Genomic DNA, 14,256 nt, shown 5'->3' with positions numbered 1-14,256 from the left:
ATCGAGGATGAAGGAGGGGAAGAAAGCTCTTCCCGGTTTATCCTCAAGATTTAATAAAGCCTTTATAATGACGTTTAATTAATTGACTTTCAATTTGCTTCATCGTATCAAGCGCTACCCCAACAACGATCAGCAAGCTTGTTCCGCCGATTTGCAGCGTCTGCGGCAGTCCTGCTACGGTTGTGAAAAATACCGGAATAATCGATATAACAGCAAGGAAAAGTGCTCCTACAAACGTTAAACGGTAGAGAATTCGTGTAATGTACGTTTCAGTAGCATTACCCGGACGAATACCAGGAATGTATCCACCCTGTTTTTTCAGATTCTCAGCCATTTTCTCCGGATTTACCTGGACGAACGTATAGAAATACGTAAATCCAATGATGAGTAACGCATACACGACCATACCAATAGGCTGTGTATAGTCAAACACCCTTACGATCCATTCCGTTACCGAATTATCTCCGAACAACCTGGCGATCGTTGGTGGAGTAATGATCAGTGATATCGCAAAAATAACTGGAATAACACCTGCTGCATTAACTTTAATCGGTAAGTGTGTGGATTGACCACCAACTTGTCTGCGGTTAACAGTTCTTTTTGCATATTGAATTGGAATTTTACGAAGACCTTGTTGAACAAAGATAACAGCGACAACAATTGCAAGTGCAGCTAGTGCAATAATAACAAGTGTAACGATGTTAATGAACAACTCATCCTGAGAACCCTCAAACATCTGAGCATAAAGCTGATTAAGCCCTGGAGGAATTGCAGCTACAATCCCAGCAAAGATGATGATTGAAATTCCGTTTCCAACGCCTTTTGCAGTGATCTGTTCGCCTAACCACATCAAAAAAGCCGTTCCGGCTGTTAAAACAAGAGAAATATTAAGATACGTTAGTACACCGGGATTACTAATCAACTGACCTCCAACAATATTGTTAAACCCGATGGAAAGTCCAACACCTTGGACAAGTCCAAGTGCGATCGTCCCATAACGAGTAACTTGTGTTAGCTTTTTACGTCCGGCTTCGCCCTGTTTAGACCATTCGGTAAACTTAGGAACGACGTCCATTTGTAAAAGCTGCACAATGATAGAAGCAGTGATGTAAGGCATAATTCCCATGGCAAAGATGGAGAAGTTTTGCAACGCTCCACCGCCAAAGGTGTTGAGAACTCCGAAGAGACTCATTTGATCTTGAAATTGAAGTACATCTCTGTTCACACCAGGAACCGGTATGAATGTTCCGATACGGAACACGACAAGCATGAGTAGGGTGAAAATAACTTTATTTCTAATATCACCTACGCGCATAATGTTGGAGATTGCTTGGAACATTAGATCACCTCAGTATTTCCGCCTGCCGCTTCAATCGCCTCTTTTGCAGAAGCAGAGAACTTGTGGGCTTTCACGGTAAGCTTTTTCTCAAGCTTACCATTACCTAGAATCTTAATTCCAGCTTTTTCTTTGCTAACTACGCCAGATTCTAAAAGAAGCTCTGGAGAAACTTCAGTTCCATCTTCAAAACGGTTCAACGAATCAAGATTAACAATCGCGAACTCTTTACGGTTCATGTTTGTAAATCCACGTTTCGGTAGACGTTTAAAGATTGGAAGCTGTCCTCCTTCGAAACCGACGCGTACACCGCCGCCAGAACGAGCTTTTTGACCTTTTTGACCACGGCCAGATGTCTTACCGTTACCAGTAGCAATACCGCGACCAAGTCTGTTGCGTTCTTTACGAGAACCTTCAGATGGTTTTAGTTCGTGTAGTTTCATTGTGGGCACCTCCTCAATGTATAGATTTTTTACGCATCAATTTCGTTAACAGTTACAAGGTGAGATACCTTGTTGATCATACCGCGAATCGCAGGATTGTCGCTATGAACAACCGTGTGATGCATCTTTTTAAGTCCAAGTGTTTTTACCGTCACGCGTTGGTCTTGAGGGCGACCAATCACACTACGTGTGAGGGTGATTTCTAATTGCTTAGCCATCTAATTTCCCTCCCTTAACCTAGTAGCTCTTCTACAGATTTTCCACGAAGCTTCGCAACGTCTTCAGCACGCTTAAGGTTTTCAAGGCCATTAAGAGTTGCACGCACCATGTTAATCGGATTGTTAGATCCAAGAGACTTCGATAGAATGTCACCTACACCAGCGAGTTCAAGTACCGCACGAACAGGTCCGCCAGCGATAACTCCTGTACCTTCAGAAGCAGGCTTCAATAGTACGTTACCAGCTCCGAAGTGGCCTGTGATTTGGTGAGGAATTGTTGTTCCAACGACTGGAACAGTAATTAAGTTCTTTTTCGCATCTTCAATAGCTTTGCGAATAGCTTCAGGAACTTCCTGTGCTTTACCAGTTCCGAATCCAACGTGACCGTTTTTATCTCCGACAACTACGATTGCTGCAAAGCGGAAACGACGTCCACCTTTTACAACCTTCGCTACGCGGTTAACGGTAACTACGCGTTCTTCAAGTTCTAGTTTGTTAGCATCAATGCTAGGCATGAGTTAACCTCCTTTTTATTAAAATTTCAGTCCTGCTTCACGCGCTGCGTCTGCAAGAGCTTTCACACGTCCGTGATAGAGGTATCCTCCGCGGTCGAAAACCACTACAGAATAACCTGCTTCTACAGCACGCTTTGCAATTGTTTCTCCGACCTTCACAGCTGCTTCTGTGTTACCGCCGTGTTTAACGTCAATTCCTTCTTCCATACTTGAAGCTCCAACGATTGTAACACCTTTAGTGTCATCGATAAGCTGAGCATAGATGTTCTTGTTAGAACGGAATACGTTTAGACGCGGACGTTCAGTAGTACCGGTAACTGTGCGACGAACGCGAGCGTGTCTTTTTTGACGCGCTTTGTTTTTATCGGCCTTAGTGATCATTAAAGTCACTCCTTTCCGCTAGGTTTTTACCTATTTACCTGTTTTACCTTCTTTACGACGTACATATTCGCCTTCGTAACGAATTCCTTTGCCTTTATAAGGTTCTGGAGTACGGACAGCGCGGATGTTTGCTGCAACAGCTCCAACGCGTTCTTTATCGATTCCTTTAACAACAACTTTTGTGTTTGAAGGAACTTCAATGTCAATACCTTCTTCAGGTACCATCTCAACTGGGTGAGAGTACCCTACGTTAAGGATTAGTTTCTGACCGGATTTACTAGCACGGTAACCAACCCCGATGATTTCAAGACCTTTTTCAAAGCCTTTAGTCACACCTTCAACCATGTTAGCGATCAGGCTGCGAGTTGTACCGTGAAGTGCACGGTGCTCTTTATGATCTGAAGGACGAGCTACTGTTAGCACGTTCTCTTCAATGTTTACTTTGATATCAGAGCTGAATGAACGAGAAAGTTCCCCTTTAGGTCCTTTAACCGTTACAACGTCTTCTTTGATATCAATTGTTACACCACTTGGGATTTCAATCGGTTTAAGTCCGACACGTGACATAATTACACCTCCATTCTGCTTTAAGAATTACCAAACGTACGCTAGAACTTCTCCGCCTACTTGCTGTTGACGAGCTTCTTTGTCCGTCATAATTCCTTTAGAAGTAGAAACAAGAGCGATTCCTAGACCGCCAAGTACACGTGGTACTTCGTCTGCTTTAGCGTATACGCGAAGACCAGGTTTACTGATTCGCTTTAATCCAGTGATAACTCGTTCGTTATTTGAACCGTATTTTAAGAAGATACGGATGATTCCTTGTTTGCTGTCTTCGATCATTTCAACATCACGCACAAAACCTTCACGTTTGAGGATTTCAGCGATGCTTCTTTTCGAATTAGATGCAGGAAACTCAAGTTTTTCGTGACGAACAGTGTTCGCATTACGAATTCTTGTAAGCATATCTGCGATTGGATCAGTCATGACCATTAGTAATTACCTCCTTCCCTATTTCGGGTTTACCAGCTAGCCTTTTTAACGCCTGGGATTTGACCTTTGTGTGCAAGTTCCCGGAAACAAATACGGCAAAGTTTAAATTTACGAATAACAGAGTGAGGACGTCCGCAACGTTCACAACGAGTGTATTCTTGAACTTTAAACTTAGCTTGACGCTGTTGTTTCGCGATCATTGATTTTTTCGCCACAATTTTCCCTCCTTACTTACTTTTGAAATGGCATACCTAGGTTAGTCAACATTTCACGGCTCTCTTCGTCCGTATTAGCTGTTGTTACGATAACGATGTCCATTCCGCGTACTTTATTTACTTTATCGTAATCAATTTCAGGGAAAATCAACTGCTCTTTAATACCAAGTGTGTAGTTACCACGACCATCGAATGCTTTCTTAGAAATACCTCTGAAGTCACGTACACGTGGTAGTGATACAGAAATAAGTTTATCTAGGAATTCAAACATACGAGTTCCGCGCAATGTAACTTTTGCACCAATCGGCATGTCTTCACGAAGCTTAAAGCCAGCGATAGACTTCTTAGCACGAGTGATAAGTGGTTTTTGACCTGAGATTAACTCAAGTTCTTCAACAGCTGTATCAAGAGCTTTCGGGTTCTGTACAGCATCACCAACACCCATGTTGATTACGATTTTCTCAAGTTTTGGAACTTCCATAACAGAGGAATAGTTAAATTTCTCCATCAATGCAGGTTTAGTTTCATTTTGATACTTTTCTTGGAAACGATTCATCGGATTGACCTCCTTTCGCTACGAACTACTTATCGAGTACTTCACCGGATTTTTTTGAGATACGAACTTTCTTCCCGTTGTCTACTTTGTATCCAACGCGAGTAGGTTCACCAGACTTCGGATCAAGCGCCATTACGTTAGAAACATGAACCGCAGCTTCCTGTTCGATGATTCCACCTTGAGGATTAGCCTGGGATGGTTTCGAATGTTTCTTAACAAGGTTGACACCTTCAACGATAACTCTATCTTTTTTCGGGTAAGCTTCAAGGATCACACCTTGTTTACCTTTATCCTTACCAGAAATAACTTTTACTTTATCTCCCTTTTTTACGTGCATAAGGTCGCGCACCTCCTTACAAGGCATCTATTTTCAAATGATTAAAGAACTTCTGGAGCAAGAGAAACGATTTTCATGAACTGGTTGTCGCGTAGTTCGCGAGCAACTGGTCCGAAAATACGTGTTCCGCGCGGTCCTTTGTCATCACGGATAACAACCGCTGCGTTTTCGTCAAATTTGATATATGAACCATCTTGACGACGAACGCCAGATTTACTGCGTACAATAACAGCTCTTACGACTTCACCCTTCTTAACAACGCCTCCAGGTGTTGCCTGTTTCACCGAACAAACAATTACGTCACCGATATTAGCAGTTTTGCGACCGGAGCCACCAAGAACTTTGATACATAGCAATTCGCGTGCACCAGAGTTGTCTGCTGATTTCAAACGAGATTCCTGTTGAATCATCTAGAAAGACCTCCCTTCGGACATTATTCAATGATCCGAGTTCATTTAGATAATAACTGCTTCTACAACTACTTCCATAAGACGGAAACGCTTATCTTTAGAAACTGGACGAGTTTCCATGATAGTTACCACGTCGTTGATTTTTGCAGTGTTGTTTTCATCATGTGCTTTAAACTTCTTAGAATACTTAACGCGTTTACCGTATAACGGGTGCATTTTGTATGTCTCAACCATAACAGTAATTGTCTTATCCATTTTGTCAGAGACTACACGCCCAGTGTATACTTTGCGATTATTGCGTTCGCTCATTTCGCAAACCTCCCCTCATATTAACCGTTTGTGATTCCTAACTCTCTTTCACGCAAAACAGTGTTTGCGCGAGCGATTGATTTACGGACTTCACGAATGCGGGCTGGGTTTTCCAGTTGACCTGTAGCAAGTTGAAAGCGAAGATTGAAAAGTTCTTCTTTAAAAGATTTCGCTTTCTGCTCGATTTCGGCAGTGGTCAAGTTACGAATTTCCTCAGCTTTCATTTGTGTCACCACCCACTTCTTCGCGTTTTACGAACTTAGTTTTAATAGGCAATTTGTGAGAAGCAAGACGAAGTGCTTCGCGCGCTACTTCTTCAGATACGCCTGCAATTTCAAAACAGATTTTCCCTGGCTTTACTACAGCTACCCAACCTTCAGGAGCACCTTTACCGGAACCCATTCGTACTTCAAGTGGTTTAGCAGTGTAAGGCTTTGATGGGAAAATTTTAATCCAAACTTTACCGCCACGTTTCATGTAACGAGTCATAGCGATACGAGCTGCTTCGATTTGACGGTTAGTGATCCAGCTAGCTTCAAGAGCTTGTAGACCATATTCACCAAATGCTACTTCAGTGCCACCTTTAGCACGTCCGCGCATTTTTCCGCGATGTTCTCTGCGGTATTTAACACGTTTAGGTAACAACATGATTTATTTTCCCCCTTCCTCTTTTTGCGTTCCTTTCGTTGGAAGGACTTCACCACGATAGATCCAAATCTTCACACCAAGCTTACCGTAAGTAGTATCTGCTTCTGCAGTACCATAATCGATGTCAGCACGAAGTGTGTGAAGAGGTACAGTACCTTCACTGTATGATTCAGAACGAGCAATATCAGCACCGTTTAGACGGCCAGATACTTGCGTTTTAATACCTTTTGCTCCGGATCTCATTGCACGCTGAATTGTTTGCTTCATAGCGCGACGGAATGAAACGCGGTTTTCAAGTTGACGAGCGATGTTATCAGCAACTAGAGTTGCGTCGATGTCAGCTTGTTTGATTTCGAAAATGTTAACGTGAACTTTCTTACCTGTTAGTTCCGCGAGAGACTTACGAAGAGACTCAACTTCAGAACCACCTTTACCGATTACCATACCAGGTTTAGCAGTTTTCACTGTAACATTCACTCGGTTTGCTGCACGTTCGATTTCAACAGCTGAAACAGATGCATCTTTCAAACGTTTTTCAATATATTCACGAATTTTAATATCTTCGTGTAAAAGGTTAGCGTAATCTTTGTCTGCGTACCATTTAGACTCCCAATCACGAATGACACCAATTCGAAGTCCTACCGGATTAATTTTCTGACCCACTCGTTATCCCTCCTTCTTTTCTGATACCACGACTGTGATATGGCTAGTACGCTTGTTAATGCGGCTAGCTCTACCCATAGCGCGTGGGCGGAAACGTTTCATTGTTACTCCTTCGTCCACAAACACTTGAGAAACCGTAAGATTGTTCGGTTCTAGCTCAAGATTATGCTCTGCATTAGCGATCGCAGAGTTAAGCACTTTCTCAACTACTGGAGAAGCAGCTTTGTTTGTGTTGCGCAAAATCGCAATAGCTTCACCGACTTGCTTTCCTCGAATGAGATCTACGACTAAGCGTGCTTTACGAGGAGCAATACGCACGTGTTTTGCAACAGCTTTAGCTTGCATTCGTTGTACCTCCCCTCAAATTAACGTCTAGTTTTTTTGTCATCTGCAGCGTGCCCGCGATATGTGCGAGTTGGAGCAAATTCACCAAGTTTGTGGCCGACCATGTCTTCAGTAACATAAACCGGTACATGCTTGCGTCCATCATATACTGCAAAAGTGTGTCCAATAAATTCTGGGAATACTGTTGAACGACGAGACCAAGTTTTGATAACTTTTTTGTCGCTCTTTTCATTTAAGTCTTCGACCTTTTTCATTAAATGATCGTCGACAAAAGGTCCTTTTTTCAAACTACGACCCATTTGTGAACCTCCCTTTTGAGATTATGCTACGGCTCCATGGAACCGTAGGAAAATCTCGTTATTTTTTACGACGTCGTACAATGTACTTGTCAGAGTCTTTGTTTTTCTTACGTGTCTTAAATCCAAGGGTTGGTTTGCCCCATGGTGACATTGGTGATTTACGTCCGATCGGCGCACGACCTTCACCACCACCGTGTGGGTGATCAACTGGGTTCATTACAGAACCACGAACTGTAGGACGAATGCCCAACCAGCGAGAACGACCAGCTTTACCAATATTGATAAGCTCGTGCTCAAGGTTACCAACCTGACCGATTGTAGCGCGGCAAGTAGATAGAATCATACGAGTTTCTCCAGAACGAAGACGCACTAGTACGTATCTGCCTTCTTTACCAAGAAGCTGAGCTTCTGCGCCAGCAGAACGAACAAGCTGTCCGCCGCGGCCTGGTTTAAGTTCGATGTTGTGAATAGTAGTACCAACTGGGATGTTGATTAGTGGAAGAGCGTTTCCTACTTTAATGTCAGCTTCAGCGCCAGACATGATTTCAGTTCCTACTTTAATTCCTTTTGGAGCAAGAATGTAACGCTTCTCTCCATCAGCATAGTTGATAAGAGCGATGTTAGCAGAGCGGTTTGGATCGTACTCGATCGTAGCAACGCGTCCTGGTATTCCATCTTTGTCTCGTTTAAAGTCGATAACACGGTATTTACGCTTGTGACCGCCACCTTGGTGACGAACTGTCAAGCGACCTTGGTTGTTACGACCGCCTTTTCTATGAATCGGTGCAAGCAACGATTTTTCCGGCTGGTCTGTTGTGATTTCAGCAAAATCAGATACTGACATACCACGACGACCGTTTGTGGTCGGTTTATACTTTTTAATCGCCATTCTTATTTCCCTCCTTCACTATTAATTTTTAGCCTTCAAAGAAGTCCAATTCTTTGCTTTCTGGTGTAAGCGTCACGATAGCTTTTTTGCGACGTGGTGTAAATCCGCTGTGGCGGCCAACACGTTTCTTTTTACCCATATAGTTCTGAGTGTTAACTCCTGCAACTTTAACTCCGAAGATTTCTTCTAGAGCACTCTTGATTTGAGTTTTGTTAGCACGAGTATCAACTTCGAAAGTATACTTTTTGTCTGCCATTACATCTGTAGTAGCTTCTGTAATAACGGGGCGCTTGATGATATCACGAGCGTTCATTACGCTAGCACCTCCTCTACTTGTTCCACAGCGTCTTTTGTCATAACTAGTTTGTCAGCTTTAAGGACATCAAGGATGTTAAGTCCAGCTGAAGTTACAACAGTAACACCAGGAATATTGCGTGCAGATAATGCAACTGCTTCGTTATAGTCTCCTGTAACGATAAGCGCCTTGTTTTCTGCAGATAAGCTTGATAGTACTGATTTCATTTCTTTTGTTTTTGGAGCATCAAAAGAAATGCTGTCCACGATGACCATATCCTCTGTTTGTACTTTAGAAGACAAAGCAGAACGGATTGCCAAACGGCGAACTTTTTTAGGTAGCTTGTAAGAGTAGCTTCTTGGTGTCGGACCAAATACTACTCCACCGCCAACCCATTGTGGTGAACGGATTGAGCCCTGACGAGCACGACCTGTTCCTTTTTGGCGCCATGGTTTAGCTCCACCACCGCGTACTTCTGAACGATTTTTTACGTCATGATTACCTTGACGCATAGATGCTTGTTGCATGATAACCGCATCATACATAACACTTTCGTTTGGTTCGATGCCGAAGATTGCTTCAGCGAGTTCGATGTCGCCGACCTGTGCTCCGGTTTGGTTGAACATTGTTACTTTAGGCACTTGGATATCCTCCCTTCTTACTTAGCTTCTTTTGCTTTAACCGCGCTTTGGATAGTTACGTAGCTCTTCTTAGCTCCAGGTACGTTACCTTTTACTAGAATGACGTTACGTTCTAAATCTACTTTAACGATCTCAAGGTTTTGTACAGTTACACGTTCGCCACCCATGCGACCAGGTAGAAGTTTACCTTTCATAACACGCATTGGATCGATAGGTCCCATTGAACCTGGACGACGGTGATAACGAGAACCGTGAGTCATTGGTCCGCGAGATTGGTTGTGGCGCTTAATTGCACCTTGGAAACCTTTCCCTTTAGACGTACCAGTTACATCAACTACGTCACCTTCGTTAAAGATATCTACCTTGACTTCCTGACCAATTTCGTAACTACCTTCTGCGTTACGAATTTCTTTCACGAAGCGCTTAGGTGTTGTGCTAGCTTTTGTAGCATGGCCTTCTTCAGGCTTGTTGAAGCGAGACTTCTTCTTGTCAGCAAAACCAACTTGGATTGCTTCGTAGCCGTCTGTATCAACCAATTTCTTTTGAAGGACAACGTTTGGTTCTGCTTCAATAACAGTTACCGGGATAATATCTCCGTTGTCAGCAAAAACTTGTGTCATGCCTACTTTTCTTCCTAAGATTCCTTTGGTCATTCGTCACACCTCCTAATTGTTTTTAAATGATTTATTTAGCGTTATATTAAAGTTTAATTTCGATGTCAACGCCAGACGGTAGGTCCAAACGCATTAACGAGTCAACCGTTTGTGGTGTAGGCTCGATGATGTCGATAAGACGCTTATGCGTACGCATTTCAAACTGCTCACGAGAATCTTTGTACTTGTGTACAGCACGTAGAATTGTGTAAACAGATTTTTCCGTCGGCAACGGGATTGGTCCGGATACTTGAGCACCTGAACGTTTTGCTGTTTCTACAATTTTCTCAGCAGACTGATCTAGAATACGGTGATCATATGCTTTTAAACGAATACGAATCTTTTGCTTTGCCATTATTTCCCCTCCTTTATCGCCCATATTGTTATAGACAGTTCTCCGTGAAAATAAACCCAACACACTCGCCATGGCAAAGGGGCCGGGTGTGTCAGCAACCTTCCACATCATCGCTGTTTATGACCAACATTCTTATTATACTAAATTAAGCGCCTATATGCAAGGTTAAGCTCAATTAGAAAAGTATGTCGATCGCACACTCTTGATAGTATAACGGCCTGCGCCGAAAAATGCAAGGTCTAAAAGCAATTTCAGACTATTCAATGAATCGGTTGTAATTTCAAATGGTTCTGATCGAACCCATTTGTCTAATCTAACATAGATTCAAAATAAAAAACACCCGGAAAAATCCGGGTGTTTTGTTAAATCAATGAGATTACTCAGTGATTGTTGCTACAACGCCTGCGCCTACAGTACGTCCACCTTCACGGATAGAGAACTTAGTTCCATCTTCGATTGCGATTGGAGCGATAAGTTCAACTGTCATTTCGATGTTGTCTCCAGGCATAACCATTTCTACGCCTTCAGGAAGAGCGATTGTACCAGTTACGTCAGTTGTACGGAAGTAGAACTGAGGACGGTAGTTAGCGAAGAATGGAGTGTGACGTCCACCCTCTTCTTTAGAAAGAACGTAAACTTCAGCTTGGAACTTAGTGTGAGCTTTTACAGTTCCTGGCTTAACAAGAACTTGTCCACGCTGAATGTCGTCGCGGGATACACCACGAAGAAGTGCACCAATGTTGTCACCAGCTTCAGCATAGTCAAGAAGCTTACGGAACATTTCAACACCAGTAACTGTTGTTTTCTTGTTCTCTTCAGCAAGACCAAGAATTTCAACTTCGTCACCGACTTTGATTTGTCCACGCTCAACACGGCCAGTTGCTACTGTACCACGACCAGTGATTGAGAATACGTCCTCAACTGGCATCATGAATGGCTTGTCAGTGTCACGTGTTGGAGTTGGGATATACTCATCAACAGCGTCCATAAGTTCATAAATCTTAGCTTCGTAGTCAGCGTCGCCTTCTAGAGCTTTAAGAGCAGAACCTTTGATTACTGGAACTTCATCGCCATCGAAGTCGTATTCAGAAAGAAGATCACGAACTTCCATTTCAACTAGTTCAAGTAGTTCTTCGTCGTCAACCATGTCGCATTTGTTCAAGAATACAACTAGAGTTGGTACACCAACTTGACGAGCAAGAAGGATGTGTTCACGAGTTTGTGGCATTGGACCGTCAGCAGCAGAAACTACTAGGATTCCTCCGTCCATTTGTGCAGCACCAGTGATCATGTTTTTAACATAGTCAGCGTGACCTGGGCAGTCAACGTGTGCATAGTGACGGTTTTCAGTTTCGTACTCAACGTGTGCAGTTGAGATTGTAATTCCACGTTCGCGCTCTTCAGGAGCACCATCAATTTGATCATAAGCCATAGCAGTACCGCTACCTGAACGCTTATGAAGCACTGAAGTGATCGCAGCTGTTAGAGTTGTTTTACCATGGTCAACGTGTCCAACTGTACCAACGTTAACATGGGGCTTGGAGCGGTCGAATTTTTCTTTAGACATTAGTGTTTCCTCCTTTGATTACCAAGAAATTATCTATGCCAAGATAGGCGTATGAATGAATCAATCTCGCCTATCTTAGATTACAACAAAAGTTGGTTTGCTACAATTATTCGCCTGTAGCTTTTTTAATGATTTCTTCAGAAATTGATTTAGGTACTTGCTCGTAGTGATCGAAAGTCATTGTATAAGTACCACGACCTTGTGTACGTGAGCGAAGCGTAGTTGCATAACCAAACATTTCTGATAGTGGTACGAACGCGTTAATAACCTGAGCGTTTCCGCGTGCAGTCATACCTTCAACACGTCCACGACGGCTAGTTACATCGCCCATGATGTCTCCCAAGTATTCTTCTGGAACTACAACTTCAACTTTCATCATAGGCTCAAGAAGAGCAGGGTCACAAACAGTCTTAGCTTTTTTCAAAGCCATAGATGCTGCGATCTTAAATGCCATTTCGTTTGAGTCAACGTCATGGTAAGATCCATCAACAAGACGAGCTTTCACGTCGATTAGTGGGTAGCCTGCAAGCAGACCGTTGGCCATTGAATCGCGAAGTCCTGCTTCAACTGCAGGGATATATTCACGTGGAACAACACCACCGACAATTTTGTTTTCAAATTCAAATCCAGCGCCTTCTTCGTTAGGTTCAAATTCAACCCATACGTGTCCGAATTGTCCACGACCACCGGACTGACGTACGAATTTACCTTCAACCTTACCGGCTTTACGGATTGATTCGCGATAAGCAACCTGAGGTGCACCAACAGTTGCTTCAACTTTAAACTCACGACGTAAACGGTCAACGATGATATCAAGGTGAAGTTCACCCATTCCAGAAATGATCGTTTGGCCAGTTTCTTCGTTTGTTTCAGTTTTGAAAGTTGGATCCTCTTCAGCAAGCTTAGCTAGAGCAACAGCCATTTTATCTTGGTCACTCTTAGTCTTAGGCTCGATTGCTACTGAGATAACCGGATCTGGGAAGTCCATAGACTCAAGGATAACAGTATCCTTTTCATCACATAGAGTGTCACCAGTAGAAGTATCTTTCAGACCAACTGCCGCTGCGATATCTCCTGCGTAAACAGTTGAGATTTCTTCACGGGAGTTAGCGTGCATCTGAAGAATACGGCCTACACGTTCGCGCTTATCTTTAGTCGAGTTCTTAACATAAGAACCAGAAGAAAGCGTTCCTGAGTAAACACGGAAGAATGTAAGCTTACCAACGTAAGGGTCAGTCATTACTTTAAATGCAAGTGCAGAGAAAGGACCATTATCGTCAGCTGTGCGAATTACTTCTTCTTCGGAATCTTTTAGATGACCTTTAATTGCTGGAACATCAAGTGGTGAAGGTAGGTAGTCAAGTACAGCATCAAGAACAAGCTGAACGCCTTTGTTCTTAAATGCAGAACCACAAAGTACAGGATAGAATTCAACGTTACAAGTTCCTTTACGGATTGCAGCTTTGATTTCTTCAACTGTCAATTCTTCACCTTCAAGATATTTCATCATAAGGTCTTCTTCAAGCTCAGCTACAGCCTCAATAAGCTTCGTGCGGTACTCTTCAGCTTGTTCCTTGTATTCGGCAGGAATTTCGCGTGATTCTGTACGTGAACCAAGATCATCAAGATAATAGAAAGCTTCCATTGTGATGAGATCAATGATTCCTTCGAAGTCATCTTCAGCACCAATTGGTAGCTGAATAGGGTGTGCATTAGCTTGTAAACGCTCAGTTAGTGTACCTGTGGAGTATAGGAAGTCTGCTCCGAGTTTATCCATTTTGTTAATGAATACGATACGCGGTACGCCGTAGTTAGTAGCTTGACGCCAAACAGTTTCTGTTTGTGGTTCAACACCAGATTGTGCATCAAGTACTGCAACTGCTCCATCCAATACACGCAATGAACGTTCAACTTCTACTGTGAAGTCTACGTGACCAGGCGTGTCAATGATGTTAACACGGTGGTCTTTCCACTGGGCAGTGGTAGCAGCAGAAGTGATCGTGATTCCACGCTCCTGCTCCTGCTCCATCCAGTCCATCTGTGATCCACCCTCGTGAGTTTCACCAATTTTGTGGATACGGCCTGAGTAGAAAAGAATACGCTCAGTAGTTGTTGTTTTACCAGCATCGATGTGAGCCATGATACCGATATTACGTGTATCTCTTAAGGAGAATTCTCTTGCCATTAG

General features: G+C 43.0%; 24 protein-coding genes. All 24 read right to left on the bottom strand.

What is annotated here, in order from left to right; genetic code table 11:
* Nucleotides 1-43: 43 nt before the first annotated feature.
* The 24 genes from secY to fusA all read right to left on the bottom strand — a co-directional run bounded on the left by secY (nt 44) and on the right by fusA (nt 14,253).
* Nucleotides 44-1,339: a preprotein translocase subunit SecY gene (gene secY / locus AC0VYH_RS00820; protein ID WP_194220302.1), complete on the bottom strand. Its 1,296-nt coding sequence runs from the start codon at nt 1,337-1,339 to the stop codon at nt 44-46.
* On the bottom strand, nt 1,339-1,779 hold the full coding sequence (gene rplO / locus AC0VYH_RS00815; RefSeq protein WP_098445988.1) for a 50S ribosomal protein L15: 441 nt from the start codon (nt 1,777-1,779) through the stop codon (nt 1,339-1,341). Before rplO ends, secY begins: the two co-directional genes overlap by 1 nt.
* A gap of 29 nt (nt 1,780-1,808) precedes the next feature.
* Nucleotides 1,809-1,997 (bottom strand): 50S ribosomal protein L30, encoded by a 189-nt coding sequence (gene rpmD / locus AC0VYH_RS00810; protein ID WP_194220301.1) that lies wholly within the window; start codon nt 1,995-1,997, stop codon nt 1,809-1,811.
* Between the two features lie 14 nt (nt 1,998-2,011).
* Complete coding sequence (rpsE, locus tag AC0VYH_RS00805; RefSeq protein WP_098445986.1) at nt 2,012-2,512, bottom strand: 30S ribosomal protein S5; 501 nt, start codon at nt 2,510-2,512, stop codon at nt 2,012-2,014.
* A gap of 18 nt (nt 2,513-2,530) precedes the next feature.
* A complete protein-coding gene (rplR, locus tag AC0VYH_RS00800) occupies nt 2,531-2,893 on the bottom strand; it encodes a 50S ribosomal protein L18 (protein WP_430246595.1) in 363 nt (120 codons plus the stop codon).
* Nucleotides 2,894-2,923: 30 nt separating this feature from the next.
* Nucleotides 2,924-3,460, bottom strand: a complete 537-nt coding sequence (gene rplF, locus AC0VYH_RS00795; protein WP_194220299.1) for a 50S ribosomal protein L6 — start codon at nt 3,458-3,460, stop codon at nt 2,924-2,926.
* Between the two features lie 27 nt (nt 3,461-3,487).
* Nucleotides 3,488-3,886: a 30S ribosomal protein S8 gene (gene rpsH / locus AC0VYH_RS00790; protein WP_048313336.1), complete on the bottom strand. Its 399-nt coding sequence runs from the start codon at nt 3,884-3,886 to the stop codon at nt 3,488-3,490.
* 29 nt (nt 3,887-3,915) lie between these two features.
* Complete coding sequence (rpsN, locus tag AC0VYH_RS00785) at nt 3,916-4,101, bottom strand: 30S ribosomal protein S14 (protein WP_098445982.1); 186 nt, start codon at nt 4,099-4,101, stop codon at nt 3,916-3,918.
* A 16-nt stretch (nt 4,102-4,117) separates the two neighbouring features.
* Nucleotides 4,118-4,657 (bottom strand): 50S ribosomal protein L5, encoded by a 540-nt coding sequence (gene rplE / locus AC0VYH_RS00780; protein ID WP_194220298.1) that lies wholly within the window; start codon nt 4,655-4,657, stop codon nt 4,118-4,120.
* A gap of 25 nt (nt 4,658-4,682) precedes the next feature.
* Nucleotides 4,683-4,994: a 50S ribosomal protein L24 gene (rplX, locus tag AC0VYH_RS00775; RefSeq protein ID WP_404684302.1), complete on the bottom strand. Its 312-nt coding sequence runs from the start codon at nt 4,992-4,994 to the stop codon at nt 4,683-4,685.
* Nucleotides 4,995-5,035: 41 nt separating this feature from the next.
* Entirely contained in the window at nt 5,036-5,404 is a 369-nt protein-coding gene (rplN, locus tag AC0VYH_RS00770) for a 50S ribosomal protein L14 (RefSeq protein ID WP_098445980.1), read from the bottom strand.
* 45 nt (nt 5,405-5,449) lie between these two features.
* On the bottom strand, nt 5,450-5,713 hold the full coding sequence (gene rpsQ, locus AC0VYH_RS00765; protein WP_194220296.1) for a 30S ribosomal protein S17: 264 nt from the start codon (nt 5,711-5,713) through the stop codon (nt 5,450-5,452).
* A gap of 20 nt (nt 5,714-5,733) precedes the next feature.
* Complete coding sequence (gene rpmC, locus AC0VYH_RS00760) at nt 5,734-5,937, bottom strand: 50S ribosomal protein L29 (RefSeq protein WP_048313330.1); 204 nt, start codon at nt 5,935-5,937, stop codon at nt 5,734-5,736.
* Nucleotides 5,927-6,361, bottom strand: coding sequence for a 50S ribosomal protein L16 (gene rplP, locus AC0VYH_RS00755; RefSeq protein WP_048313329.1), 435 nt, complete (start codon nt 6,359-6,361; stop codon nt 5,927-5,929). Before rplP ends, rpmC begins: the two co-directional genes overlap by 11 nt.
* 3 nt (nt 6,362-6,364) lie before the next feature.
* Nucleotides 6,365-7,024 (bottom strand): 30S ribosomal protein S3, encoded by a 660-nt coding sequence (rpsC, locus tag AC0VYH_RS00750; RefSeq protein WP_098445978.1) that lies wholly within the window; start codon nt 7,022-7,024, stop codon nt 6,365-6,367.
* A 3-nt stretch (nt 7,025-7,027) separates the two neighbouring features.
* Nucleotides 7,028-7,369 carry a 50S ribosomal protein L22 gene (rplV, locus tag AC0VYH_RS00745; protein ID WP_048313327.1) on the bottom strand — a complete coding sequence of 114 codons (342 nt, stop codon included), beginning with the start codon at nt 7,367-7,369 and terminating at the stop codon, nt 7,028-7,030.
* Nucleotides 7,370-7,389: 20 nt separating this feature from the next.
* On the bottom strand, nt 7,390-7,668 hold the full coding sequence (gene rpsS, locus AC0VYH_RS00740; RefSeq protein ID WP_048313326.1) for a 30S ribosomal protein S19: 279 nt from the start codon (nt 7,666-7,668) through the stop codon (nt 7,390-7,392).
* 58 nt (nt 7,669-7,726) lie between these two features.
* Entirely contained in the window at nt 7,727-8,557 is an 831-nt protein-coding gene (gene rplB / locus AC0VYH_RS00735) for a 50S ribosomal protein L2 (RefSeq protein WP_194220295.1), read from the bottom strand.
* Nucleotides 8,558-8,585: 28 nt separating this feature from the next.
* Nucleotides 8,586-8,870, bottom strand: a complete 285-nt coding sequence (gene rplW, locus AC0VYH_RS00730; protein WP_194220294.1) for a 50S ribosomal protein L23 — start codon at nt 8,868-8,870, stop codon at nt 8,586-8,588.
* A complete protein-coding gene (gene rplD / locus AC0VYH_RS00725; RefSeq protein ID WP_475366290.1) occupies nt 8,870-9,493 on the bottom strand; it encodes a 50S ribosomal protein L4 in 624 nt (207 codons plus the stop codon). Before rplD ends, rplW begins: the two co-directional genes overlap by 1 nt.
* A gap of 17 nt (nt 9,494-9,510) precedes the next feature.
* Complete coding sequence (rplC, locus tag AC0VYH_RS00720; protein WP_430246599.1) at nt 9,511-10,146, bottom strand: 50S ribosomal protein L3; 636 nt, start codon at nt 10,144-10,146, stop codon at nt 9,511-9,513.
* Nucleotides 10,147-10,192: 46 nt separating this feature from the next.
* Nucleotides 10,193-10,501: a 30S ribosomal protein S10 gene (rpsJ, locus tag AC0VYH_RS00715; protein WP_098445973.1), complete on the bottom strand. Its 309-nt coding sequence runs from the start codon at nt 10,499-10,501 to the stop codon at nt 10,193-10,195.
* A gap of 376 nt (nt 10,502-10,877) precedes the next feature.
* Nucleotides 10,878-12,068: an elongation factor Tu gene (tuf, locus tag AC0VYH_RS00710; RefSeq protein WP_194220291.1), complete on the bottom strand. Its 1,191-nt coding sequence runs from the start codon at nt 12,066-12,068 to the stop codon at nt 10,878-10,880.
* 106 nt (nt 12,069-12,174) lie between these two features.
* Complete coding sequence (gene fusA, locus AC0VYH_RS00705; protein WP_194220290.1) at nt 12,175-14,253, bottom strand: elongation factor G; 2,079 nt, start codon at nt 14,251-14,253, stop codon at nt 12,175-12,177.
* Nucleotides 14,254-14,256 lie beyond the last annotated feature (3 nt).

The organism is Anaerobacillus sp. QJM3NY_32 (genome assembly GCF_056173645.1).
This window is presented reverse-complemented; position numbering and strand designations above follow the sequence as displayed.